7 protein-coding genes and 1 pseudogene are annotated in these 12,366 nt (G+C 72.7%); 6 read left to right on the forward strand and 2 right to left on the reverse strand.

The genetic code is table 11. From position 1 onward, the window contains the following. The first annotated feature begins 1,003 nt into the window (after positions 1–1,003). The 3 genes from ACFPZJ_RS32575 to ACFPZJ_RS32585 all read left to right on the forward strand — a co-directional run bounded on the left by ACFPZJ_RS32575 (position 1,004) and on the right by ACFPZJ_RS32585 (position 7,408). Entirely contained in the window at positions 1,004–4,099 is a 3,096-nt protein-coding gene (locus tag ACFPZJ_RS32575) for a glycoside hydrolase family 2 TIM barrel-domain containing protein (protein WP_381029212.1), read from the forward strand. 157 nt (positions 4,100–4,256) lie between these two features. After that, positions 4,257–6,500, forward strand: coding sequence for a glycoside hydrolase family 9 protein (locus ACFPZJ_RS32580; protein ID WP_381029214.1), 2,244 nt, complete (start codon positions 4,257–4,259; stop codon positions 6,498–6,500). A 122-nt stretch (positions 6,501–6,622) separates the two neighbouring features. Further along, entirely contained in the window at positions 6,623–7,408 is a 786-nt protein-coding gene (locus tag ACFPZJ_RS32585; protein WP_381029217.1) for an alpha/beta fold hydrolase, read from the forward strand. 33 nt (positions 7,409–7,441) lie between these two features. Here the strand turns inward: ACFPZJ_RS32585 and ACFPZJ_RS32590 are convergent. Continuing rightward, positions 7,442–7,944, reverse strand: a pseudogene (locus tag ACFPZJ_RS32590) (cytochrome b N-terminal domain-containing protein); the annotation flags it as partial. A gap of 249 nt (positions 7,945–8,193) precedes the next feature. Here ACFPZJ_RS32590 and ACFPZJ_RS32595 point away from each other — a divergent pair. From ACFPZJ_RS32595 to ACFPZJ_RS32605, 3 genes are all read left to right on the forward strand, one after another. Further along, positions 8,194–8,439, forward strand: coding sequence for a hypothetical protein (locus ACFPZJ_RS32595; protein ID WP_381029219.1), 246 nt, complete (start codon positions 8,194–8,196; stop codon positions 8,437–8,439). A gap of 3 nt (positions 8,440–8,442) precedes the next feature. Then, entirely contained in the window at positions 8,443–8,820 is a 378-nt protein-coding gene (locus ACFPZJ_RS32600) for a toxin Doc (RefSeq protein WP_381029222.1), read from the forward strand. 517 nt (positions 8,821–9,337) lie between these two features. Continuing rightward, positions 9,338–10,978, forward strand: a complete 1,641-nt coding sequence (locus tag ACFPZJ_RS32605; RefSeq protein WP_381029225.1) for an RICIN domain-containing protein — start codon at positions 9,338–9,340, stop codon at positions 10,976–10,978. Between the two features lie 155 nt (positions 10,979–11,133). Here the strand turns inward: ACFPZJ_RS32605 and ACFPZJ_RS32610 are convergent, their stop codons facing one another. Beyond that, positions 11,134–12,303, reverse strand: coding sequence for a lactate 2-monooxygenase (locus ACFPZJ_RS32610; RefSeq protein WP_381029226.1), 1,170 nt, complete (start codon positions 12,301–12,303; stop codon positions 11,134–11,136). Positions 12,304–12,366: the final 63 nt, after the last annotated feature.

Consider the following 12,366-nt stretch of genomic DNA (forward strand, 5'->3'; position numbering starts at 1 on the left):
CTGGGGCTGGGTCGCGGGGGGTGAGGGCTGCTTGCGCGCCGAAGGTGGGCTCGTGCCCGCGCCCGGTGGACCGGTCACCGGGGGAGAGGGACGCTTGCGGGCCGCACGGTGGGGCTCCTGTTCTCGCGCCGCACACCCGGGCCGTTCCCGCGCCCGCGCCTGGATGGCCGCCTGGGCGATGGACGTTCCCGCACTGCACGCCCGGGCCGCTGCCGCGCAGGCGATCAGCGCTCGCGCCCGGCGGGTGGGGCGCCCGGGGCGTAGGCATTCCCGCGCCTTACGGCGCGGCTCCCGTGCCCGTGCCTGGATGGCCGCCTGGGCGATGGGCGTTCCCGCACTGCACGCCCGGGCCGCTCCCGTGCTGACACCCGGCGCCCGCGCCCGGCGGATCGGCCGCCCACGCCGAGGGACGTTCCCGCGCCGTCGGCATCCCGCGCCCAGGAGAGTGGGGACCTCCGAGATGAAAGGCATCCCCGCGCCGCATAGCCAGGCGGCTCCCGTGCCCGCGCCCGGATGGCCGCCCGGGCCGATGGCCGCGCCCGCACCTCACGCCAGGCCCGCACCCCGCGCCGGGCCGACACCCTACGCGGGCCCGCACCCCGACGCCGGGCCCGCGCCCCCCGCACCCCACGCCAGGCCCGCACCCCGCGCCGGGCCGACACCCTACGCGGGCCCGCACCCCACGCCGGGCCCAGACCCCGCACCCCGCCGGGCCCGCACCCCACGCCGGGCCCAGACCCCGACGCCGGGCCCAGACCCCGACGCCGGGTCCACACCCCACGCCGGGCCAAACACCCGCACCCCACACCCGGCCCGCGCCCACGCTGGCCCGCGGAGCCCGGCCCCGCAGTCCCCGCAGCCCCAGCCCCCGCCCATGCGGATCGGCGCCCGCCCGCGGCGAAGACCCCCGCACCCTTGACGACCCCGCCTGACACACCGACAGAATCTGTTTGTTCGCGGTCAGTTCTGAGTACTTCTGGGCCCTAATGAGGGAGAGCCGTCAATGTCGGTCACTCGCAGATCGGTTCTGCTCGCTTCCGCGGCCGCGCCCGCGGCCGGAGCGCTTCTGGGCGCTCCGGCGGCGTGGTCCGCCGAGGAAGCGCGCGGCACATCCGGTCGCCGCACCGTCGCCCTGCGCGACGGCTGGCGCTTCGCGCTCGTCAACCCGGGCGGCATCACCGACCCGACCGGCGCGTACGCCGGCGCCGCCGCCCCTGGCCACGACGACTCGGCATGGCGTGAGGTCGCCGTCCCGCACGACTGGAGCATCGAGCAGACCCCCACCACCGAGCACGGCACGACCAGCGGCACCGGCTTCCTGCCCGGCGGCCTCGGCTGGTACCGCATCGCCTTCACCCTGCCGTCGGCCCTCGCGGGCAAGCGGATCTCCGTGGAGTTCGACGGCGTCTACATGGACGCGTACGTCTACTGCAACGGCAAGGAGGTCGGCCGCCACCCCTACGGCTACACCGGCTTCGCCCTCGACCTGACCGACCTGCTGTACACCGACGGCAGCACGCAGAACGTCCTCGCCGTCAAGGTCCAGAACCGGCTCCCCAGCAGCCGCTGGTACTCAGGCAGCGGCATCTACCGCGAGGCCCGCCTGGTGGTCACCGAGCCGGTGCACGTGGCGCGCTGGGGCACGTACGTCACGACCCCGGAGGTCACCGCGGAGCGGGCCGTCGTCCGGGTCGCGACGTCCGTGGTGAACGCCTCGGGCACGGGCACGGACGTGGAGGTGCTCTCCCGGATCACCGACCCGAAGGGCCGTACGGTCGCCCGTACCTCCTCCACGGTCGCCGTCACCGACGAGACGGTCTCCACCCACGAACTGTCCGTCGCCCGGCCCCGGTTGTGGGACTTCGGTGCCCCGCATCGCTACACCCTGCACACCGAACTGCGTGTCGGCGGCCGCACCACCGACACCTACCGCACGGTCTTCGGCTTCCGCACCTTCCGCTTCGACCCCGACGAGGGCTTCCACCTCAACGGCACCCATCACAAGATCAAGGGCGTCGACCTGCACCACGACCTCGGCGCGCTCGGCGCCGCCGTCAGCATCGACGCGATCCGCCGCCAGATGGTGATCATGCAGTCGATGGGCGTCAACGCCCTGCGCACCTCCCACAACCCGCCCGCGCCCGAGGTGATCCAGGTCTGCGAGGAACTGGGCGTCATCATGCTGGTGGAGGCCTTCGACTGCTGGCGCACCGGAAAGAACCGCTACGACTACGGCCGGTTCTTCGACGAGTGGGGCGAGAAGGACGCCACCGAGATGGTGCTCGCGGCCCGCAACTCGCCCGCCGTGCTGATGTGGTCCATCGGCAACGAGGTCCCCGACTCCACCTCCACCGCCGGCCTGGCCATGGCCGACCGGATCATCGACGCGATCAAGGCCGCCGACCCCACCCGCCCGATCGTCATCGGCTCCGACAAGTACCGCCGCCTGCCCGCCAGAGGCTCCGCCGCCGACCTGATGCTGGCCAAGCTGGACGGCCTCGGCCTGAACTACAACACCGCCAAGTCGGTGGACGCCCTGCACGCCACCTACCCGCACCTCTTCCTCTTCGAGTCGGAGTCCTCCTCGGAGACCTCCACACGCGGCACCTACCAGGAGCCCGAACACCTCAACACCGGCGAGAACCACACCCCGGGCAAGCGGGCGACCTCCTCGTACGACAACAACCTCGCCTCCTGGACCATGAGCGGCGAGTACGGCCACAAGAAGGACCGGGACCGCAAGTGGTTCACCGGGCAGTTCCTCTGGTCGGGCATCGACTACATCGGCGAGCCGACGCCGTACGACGTCTTCCCGGTGAAGGCGTCCTTCTTCGGCGCGGTCGACACCGCGGGCTTCCCGAAGGACATGTACTACCTCTTCCAGAGCCAGTGGACCAGCAAACCGATGGTCCACCTGCTGCCGATGACCTGGAACCACGCCGAGGGCGACACGGTCGAGGTCTGGGCGTACTCCAACGTCGACACCGTGGAGTTGTTCCTCAACGGCAGGTCGCTGGGCGTACGGCGCTTCGACACCAAGAAGACCGTCGACGGCCGGGAGTACCTCGAGACGACCGAGGCGACCGGCGACGACAAGACCTTCACCGACGGGCCCTACCCGGGCAGTTACACCAGCCCGAACGGCAGCGCGGGCAAACTCCATCTGACGTGGCGGGTGCCGTTCGAACCTGGTGAGCTGAAGGCGGTGGCCCGGCAGGACGGCAGGGCCGTCGCCACCGACGTGCTGCGCACCGCCGGCGCCCCGTACGCGATACGGCTCACCCCAGATCGCACGTCCCTTGCCGCCGACGGGCGTTCCCTGGTGTTCGTCACCGCCGAGGTGGTCGACCGGCGCGGTGTGGTGGTGCCGGACGCCGAGCACCTGATCTCCTTCGACGTGGCGGGCGGTTCGCTCGCCGGGCTCGACAACGGCCGGCAGGAGAGCGCCGAGCGCTACCAGGCGAGCACCCGCACCGCCTTCCACGGCAAGGCCCTCGCCATCGTCCGGTCCGGGACGAAGACGGGCACCGTGAAGGTCACCGCGCGTGCCGAGGGGCTGCGGGCGGGCACGGCGACCGTGCGCGCCACCCCGGCCGCCGACCGGGCCACCACCCCGCCGCCCGTCTTCACGCCCGACCACCCGGCGCCCCTCACCTACCCCCACGCGGACGCGAGCTTCTCCGGTCGCCCGGACACCCTGCCCGCCGCCATGCTCGACGGCGACCCGGACACCGGCTGGTCCAACGGCTTCTTCAAGCAGGCCACGGCCCTGCTGCCGGCCTTCGACGGCGCCCGCACCCAGGACTGGGTCTCCGTCGACTACGGGCGCACACGCGGCTTCGACCGGGTGGACGTCTCCTTCACCGTGGACGCCACCCACACCCTGCCCGCGCAGGTCGACGCCGAGGTGTGGGACGGCCGGGCCTGGCGGCGGGTGAAGAACGCCCGGACCGACTGGGCCACCGCCTCCGACGCGCCGACCGTCATCACCTTCGACGCCGTCCGCGGCTCCCGGATCCGGCTCACCCTGACGAGCCGGTATCCCGACGAGGCCCGTGGCGCGATGCGCGTCAGCCGTCTGGAGGCGCCCGCCGCCTGACCTGTGAGGGAGGGCGGTCCGGACGGGACACGGCGAACCCGTCCCGTCCGGACCGTTGACGGAGTGTCACACCGGCCACAAGCATGGTCTGCACCCGCATCTGGGAGCGCTCCCACAACTGAGCGCCACCCGCACCTCCCCGACGAGGAGCCCAGACGTGAAACGACGCAGAACCGCTCTGCTGTCCCTGACCGCCCTCCTGGCCACGGCACTCGCCGCGCTGCCCGCCGCCCCGGCCGGGGCCGACGAGACCGAGCAGGTCCGCAACGGCGGCTTCGACACCACCACCGAGCCCTGGTGGACGACCGGCAACCTCACGGCGGGCCTGTCCGACGGCCGCCTCTGCGCCGACGTCCCCGGCGGCACCGCCAACCGCTGGGACGCCGCCGTCGGTCAGAACGACATCGCCCTCGTGAAGGGGGAGTCGTACCGCTTCTCCTTCAGCGCGACCGGCTCGCCCGCCGGGCACGTGGTGCGCGCGATCGTCGGCCTGTCCGTCGCGCCGTACGACACCTACTACGAGGTGACGCCGCAGCTCAGCGTCTCCGGCGACCGGTACTCCTACACGTTCACCTCGCCCGTCGACACCGCCCGGGGCCAGGTCGGCTTCCAGCTCGGCGGCAGCGCGGACCCGTGGCGGTTCTGCATGGACGACGTGTCGCTGCTCGGCGGAGTGCCGCCCGAGCAGTACGAGCCCGACACCGGGCCCCGGGTCCGCGTCAATCAGGTCGCCTACCTGCCCGCCGGGCCGAAGAACGCCACCCTGGTCACCGACGCCACGGCGAGACTGCCCTGGCAGCTGAAGGACGCCGGCGGGGCGGTCGTCGCGCGCGGCTCGACCGTGCCGCGCGGGGTGGACGTCTCCTCCGGGCAGAACGTCCACTCCATCGACTTCGGCGCCTACCGCACACGCGGCACGGGCTTCACGCTGGTCGCCGACGGACAGACCAGCCGCCCGTTCGACATCGACGCGAGCGCCTACCAGCGGCTGCGCCTCGACGCGGCGAAGTACTACTACACGCAGCGCAGCGGCACCCCGATCCGCGACGACCTGCGCCCCGGCTACGGCCGCCCGGCCGGTCACCTCGGCGTGGCCCCCAACCAGGGCGACAAGGACGTGCCGTGCCGGCCGGGCGTGTGCGACTACACGCTCGACGTCACCGGCGGCTGGTACGACGCCGGGGACCACGGCAAGTACGTCGTCAACGGCGGCATCTCCACCTGGGAGCTGCTCAGCACCTACGAGCGCGCCCTGCACACCCGCACCGGACAGGCGGACAGGCTCGGCGACGGCACCCTGAACATCCCCGAGAGCGGCAACAAGGTCCCGGACCTCCTCGACGAGGCCCGCTGGGAGCTGGAGTTCCTGCTGAGGATGCAGGTGCCCGAGGGCGAGCCGCTGGCCGGCATGGCACACCACAAGATCCACGACGAGCAGTGGACCGGGCTGCCGCTGATGCCGCACGACGACCCGCAAAAGCGCGAGCTGCACCCGCCGACCACGGCCGCCACGCTCAACCTCGCGGCGACGGCCGCGCAGGCGGCCCGCCTGTACAAGCCGTATGACAAGGCGTTCGCGGCGAAGACGCTGGCCGCCGCGCGCACGGCCTGGGCGGCGGCCCTGGCCCACCCCGAGGTGTACGCGGACCCGAACGACGGCATCGGCGGCGGCGCCTACCCCGACACCACGGTCACCGACGAGTTCTACTGGGCGGCGGCCGAGCTGTACCTCACCACGCGGGAGAAGGAGTTCGAGCGGTACGTCGCCAACTCCCCGGTGCACACCGCCGACATCTTCGGCCCGCTCGGCTTCGACTGGGCGCGCACGGCCGCCGCGGGCCGCCTCGACCTGGCGCTCGTGCCGAGCGGGCTGCCCGGCCGGGACAAGGTCCGCGCGTCCGTCGTCAAGGGCGCCGACCGCTACCTGGCCACCCTGAAGGCCCACCCGTACGGCCTGCCGTACGCCCCCGACGGCAACGTTTACGACTGGGGCTCCAGCCATCAGGTCCTCAACAACGCGGTCGTCCTGGCCACCGCGTACGACATCACCGGCGCCACGAAGTACCGGGACGGAGCGCTGCAGACCATGGACTACATCCTGGGACGCAACGCGCTGAACATCTCGTACGTCACCGGCTACGGCGAGGTCAACGCCCACAACCAGCACAGCCGCTGGTACGCCCGCCAGCTCGACCCGAAGCAGCCCAACCCGCCGGCCGGCACGCTCGCCGGAGGGCCCAACTCCAGCATTCAGGACCCACTGGCGCAGGAGAAACTGCGGGGCTGCGTCGGCCAGTTCTGCTACATCGACGACATCCGGTCCTGGTCGACGAACGAGCACACGATCAACTGGAACGCCGCCCTGACCCGCATGGCCGCCTTCGTGGCGGACCAGGTCTAGGGGGCTGTCGTCCGGATCACGCCGCAGACGCGGGGCCGGTGATCGCGCCGTGTGCCGGGGGCGTCCTGCCGGGGCAACCGTCCGACAGGACACCCCCGGCACGCGCGCGTAGCCTGGTCCGCATGGCGACGGTGCTGGTCAGCGGGGTCGAGGTCGCTTACGACCGGGTGGGTCAGGGGCCGCCGCTGGTGTTCGCGCACGGCGCCGCCCTGGACGCGCGCATGTGGCGGCCGCAGCTCGCCCTGGCCGACGAGTTCACGGTCGTCGCCTGGGACGAACCCGGCGCCGGCCGCTCCCACGACGTGCCCCCCGGCTTCTCCCTCGCCGACTACGCCCGCTGCCTGGCCGCGGTGATCGAGGACCTGCGCCTCGGCCCGGCCCAGGTGGCCGGCCTGTCCTGGGGTGGCACCGTCGTGCTGGAGCTGTACCGGAGCCGCCCGGACCTGGTCCGAACGCTGCTCCTGGCCGACACCTACGCCGGCTGGAAGGGCTCGCTGCCGCCCGAGGAGGTGCGGGCCCGCGTCGAGGGCACGCAGCGGATGCTCGCCGTGCCGGCCGAGCAGTTCCAGCCGACCGTTCCGGGCCTGTTCGCCGGTGCACCGCGCGCCGAGCTGCTCCGCCTGCTGTCGGTGATGGCGGCCGACACCCGCCCGCAGACCATGCGGACCCAGCTCTTCCTCATGGCCGCGGCCGACCAGCGCGACCTGCTGCCGGAGATCTCCGTACCGACGCTGCTCCTGTGGGGCGAGCGCGACGCGCGCTCCCCTCTGGACGTCGCCCACCGTTTCCGGGAGGCGATCCCGGGGGCCACGCTGGTGGTGATCCGCGGTGCCGGGCACGTCAGCAACCTGGAGGCCCCGGAGGCGTTCAACCGGGCCGTCCGGGAGTTCTGCCGGGCGCACGCGTGACCGGCTCGACCGCCGTACGGTCCGCCGGCAGCCGGGCTGCGCCCCCGTGGAGACCTGGTCCGCGCGGTAGGGGCCGTACGCCCGCACCGGGTTGACCGACGCCACCGCCGCGAGCAGCGCCAGCACCCCGAAGACGAGGAAGAAGAAGCCGCCCGCCTTCGCCAGGTACACCGGCATGAACGGCGTGCCGACCACGTTGCGTTCGGTCCGGTGCGGGCCCGCGAACTGGGTGTGCTTGTGGTGCACGACCAATACCAGGTGGGCACCACCAGCGCCGCCATGATGCCGGGGACCACCAGCACGTGCAGCGAGTAGAAGTGGGCCACGACGTCGTCCCCCGGGTACTCGCCGCTGAACAGGAACATCGACAGGTACGTCCCCACGACCGGCACCGACAGCAGCGCCCCGTCGACGAACCGCAGGCCCGTGCCCGACAGCAGGTCGTCCGGCAGCGAGTAGCCGAACAGGCCCTCGAGCAGGCACAGCAGGAGCCAGCCGAACACCCAGTTCACCTCGCGGGGCTTGCGGAACGAGCCCGCGTTTCGGGGCCGGGGACACGGGTCCGGCTCCCGGTGTCGGTCTCGGTCTCGGTCTGGGACATGGCTGGGCCTCCCAGTGCGCGGTCACCACGGGAGGCGTGGCGGGGCCGGAATGTGACATCGTGCGGCCCGGATGTGACGCACATCTCAGCGGTTCCGGGGGTGTGGAGGCCCTTCGGTACCGTCGCGAGACGCTGCTGACCAGGGGGTATTTACGAGTAAGTACCCGAGCGGTACCGTGAGGCCATGCCAGCTCTCAACGTGGAGTTCAGCGACCGCGAGCTAGAGGACCTCCGGCAGATCGCCAAGGAGCGCGGTACGTCCATGAAGGCGCTCGTGCGGGAGGCCGCCGCGGCCGACATAGCCCGCCACCGGGCGCTGCAGGAGGGCGCGGAGGCCTTCCGTCGGTTCTTCGCGTCCCACGCCGACGAGTTCGCGGCCGCCTTCCCCGACGACGAAACGCCCGCCAAGGGCGAGGGCCGGGCCGCCTGACCGATGGCACCCGTCCTCCATATCGACGTGCCCTGGCTGCTCCAGCGCCACGAAGAGGTCCTGCCGGACCAGCCCACGATCAACGACTTCTCGGCGCTGGTCGCCGCCGTCGCCCGCCATCGCGTCGACCCGCCGCGCCTCGGCGTGGACTCCGACGCGGCCTGGCGGGCCGCCGCGCTGCTGCACACCCTCGCCGTGCTCAGGCCGCTTCCGTCGGCGAACGCCCGCTTCGCCTGTGCGACCGCCGTGGCGTACATGTTCGTCAGCGACGTCGGCATCGACCCGCCCTACGGCGCCCTCGTGGACCTCGCCCGCGATCTGATGTCCGGTACGACGGATGTCTACGGCGCGGCGGACCGGCTGCGGTCCTGGCAGATCTGAGTTCCGCCGCCGCGCGTGCGTCCCGCCGCCCCCAGGCGTACCGCTCCCGCCCCGGGGCCGCCGGCCGAGGGCGGGAGGAACGGGGCCGGCGGCCCTTCGCGCAGGAGAGCCGCCGTCCTGCGCGTGGCCTCCGAGAAGGGCCACGCCCAGTGCACTACGCCGGGGCGTGCGCCGGGAGCGTGCGCGGAGCACCGGGTGTGTGCGTGTGATTCACACGGGGCGCATAAAATGTCGAAAGCCCATGCGAGCGGCGCCGGTCGACCGTGTTTCTGACTTTTCGTCAATGGTGCGGATGTTGCTCGACTGCCTTGTTGGCCGTGTGCGGGTTGTGCGAGAGTGAATCACCCGTGCGGGGGGTAACGGCCGGGTGTCGCAAGCGCGTTGCTGAACCGGTTCCCATTCGCCGTCGGCGAATTCCTGCTCCCCGCGCCCGCCGAAAGAGGTCCGCACCGACCGGACTTGTATTCGGGGACAGAACTTCCGTGTGTCACGTGCGCGTGGGAAGGAAGACATCTCAGTGCCCACCCCCCACCCCCCTCGTCCTCCGTATCCGCCGCCCGGCGGGGATCCGGGGGAATCGGACGAATCCCTCGCCGCCCGGCTGAGAGGCAGTCCGCAGAGCGAGGCCGCCGCTCATTCCGTCGCGCTGCTGATGTCGCGGCACTGGCAGCCGGTGCACGACTACGCGGTCATCTGCCTCGCCTCGTCGGCGCAGGTCGCGGCCATGGTCACCTCGACCGCCTTCCACCGGACCCTCAACCGCCTCGCCTTCGGCGAGTCGGGCGTCGCGCTGCGTCCGGCGCTCCTGGTGACCGTGCGGGACACGGTCCGGGAGTGGTCCGCGGACGACCGAATAGCCGCTGTTCTCCCGCAGTTGCAGAAACCCGCCGGCGGTCGGGGCATGCGCGCGGCGAAGTCGATGACGCCCGAAAACCGGGCCCTGGCACAGCGGTCATTCCAGGCACTTCCCGCGGCCGCGCGCTGTCTGCTCTGGCACGTCGAGGTGGAGGCCGAGCCTTTAACCGTCCCGGCCGGTCTGCTGGGCACCGATGCCGACACCGCGTCGGCCATCCTCGAACAGGCGCGTGAGAAATTCCGTGAGGGTTGTGTACATGCCCATCGCGAGCTTGCCCCGAGCAAGGATTGCCGCCTCTACAACCGCCTCCTTGACGTCCCGATCCGCCGGGGCGGCGCGCTGCTGCCGGACGTCCAGCAGCATCTGGTGGAGTGCGGCTACTGCCGGAACGCCGCCGAACAACTGAGCCATTTCGAGAGCGGGCTGGGCATGCTGATCGCCGAAGCGGTGCTCGGCTGGGGCGCCCGCCGCTATCTCGACTCCCGTCCGGACCGTGCCTCGCGCGCCACGCGCGCCGGCCGTCGCGGCGCGCGCCGCAGGAGCGGGCCGGTCGGCGCCGAGCGGCCGCGGCTGCTATCCCGCGTGCCGGTGCCCGGCCGCCGGACGCCGGGCGGCGTGCGCGTCCCCAAGGCGCTGCGGTCCTCCCGCGCGCTGCTGTCGGGCGTCGGGGCCGTCTCGGCGGGGGTGCTCGCCACCGTGCTCGTCATCGGGACGTCCTCGCAGGGCGGCGGGGGAGCGGACCCCACGGGCTCGACCAGTGCCGTCGGCGGCAACGGCGCCGTACCGCCGGGCGCGACCGCGCCCGGCACGGCCGGGCTTCCCACGGCACCGGCACAGACCCGGCTGCGCAACGTGGCCGCCGACCTGTGCCTCGACGTCCGGGGCACGGCGGCGGAGGGCGCGGGGGCGAGGCTGGCGGTGTGCTCGTCGGCGTGGACCCAGCAGTGGACGTACGAGGAGGACGGGCTGCTGCGCAGCGTGGCCGATCCCGGCCTGTGCCTGGACTCCCACAAGGACGCGGGTGTCGTGATCCTCGGCACGTGCGCCGCCGCGGACGACGAACGCGGCGACGACGTGCGCTACGACATCACCGTGCAGGGCGAGTTGCTGCCCCGCTGGGACGAGCGCCTCGCCCTCACTCCCGCCTCCGGCGACCCGGACGCCGACATCGTCGTCAAGGTCCGCGACCGCTCCACCACCCAGAACTGGCGCACGGAGCCGGCACCGACGGCCTCCGGCGCACTCTCCATAGCGGGCACGGACACACCGGCCGCCCGACCGGCGGAACTGCCCGACCTCTAGGGCCGCGCACGACGCGGCGTGCGGCCACCGGGGCCTGACGGAAGGCCGGGGCGGGCGACGCGGCGCCGCCTGCCCCGGCCAGGGCGGTTGCGTTTACCTGCTCAGGCCCGGGCTGTTGCGCCCGCCTGCCCCGGCCAGACCGCCCTACGGCGCGGTCAGGCCCGCTGGTCCACCAGGTCGGCGCGGGTGAGCGTCGCCGGGGTGGCGTGTCCTGAGAGGGCCAGGGTCAGGTCGAGTTCGGCCAGCAGGCAGCGGATCACGTGTTCCACGCCCGCCTGGCCGTCAAGTCCGAGGCCGTAGACGTACGGGCGTCCGACGAGGACCGCGCGTGCGCCCAGGGCGAGGGCCTTGAAGACGTCGTCGCCGGTGCGGATGCCGCTGTCGAACAAGACGGTGAGCCGGTCGCCGACGGCGTCCACGACCCCGGGCAGCGCGTCGGCGGCAGCCACCGCACCGGCCACCTGACGGCCGCCGTGGTTGGACACCACGACACCGTCCATGCCCGCGTCGGCGGCCAGGCGGGCGTCATCGGGGTGCACAACGCCCTTGAGGACGATGGGGCCGTCCCAGTTCTCCCGCAGGAACGCCAGGTCCGGCCAGGTCTTCGCGGGGTCCGCGAACATGCCGACGAAGTGCGTCACGGCCGCGTTCAGGTCCTCGTGCACCGGCTTGGCCAGCCCCGCCCGGAACGCCGGGTCGGAGAAGTAGTTGGCGGTCCCCACACCGTGCAGGAACGGCAGGTACGCCTGGTCGAGATCGCGCGGCCGCCAGGACAGCAGCGGAGTGTCCAGCGTGACGACGAGGACGCCGTACCCCGCGGCCTTCGCCCGGGTCAGGAAGCTCCGGGCGACCTCGCGGTCCTTGGGCCAGTACAGCTGGAACCAGCGCTCGGCGTCACCCATCGCCGCGGCGACCTGCTCCATCGGCGTGCTGGACGCCGACGACAGCACATACGGCACGCCCTGCGCGGCGGCGGCCCGGGAGGCCGCGGACTCGGCGTCCGGATGCATGATCGACAGCACCCCGACCGGCGCCAGCGCCACAGGGGCGGGCAGGACACGGCCCAGCACCTCCACCGACAGGTCGCGCTCGTGCACGTCCCGCAGCATGCGCGGCACGATGCGGCGGCGCTCCAGTGCCGCCCGGTTGGCGCGGGCCGTGCTGCCGTCGCCCGCGCCGCCCGCCACGTAGCCCACCGGACCGGGGCCGAGCCGTCGCTCGGTCAGCTCCTCCAGGCGGGTCAGATCGGTGGGCAGCCGTGGAACGGCCCCCGTCATCCCGTCGAGATAGATCTCGTACTGGAAGTCCGCCCAGTGCTTTCCCATCGCTTCGCTCCGCCCCTCGCCGTTGAGAACGCGCCTACGCGCCGACCATACCGACGGGTAGGC

This window comes from Streptomyces bullii, from assembly GCF_042657145.1.
GTDB lineage: Bacteria > Actinomycetota > Actinomycetes > Streptomycetales > Streptomycetaceae > Streptomyces > Streptomyces bullii.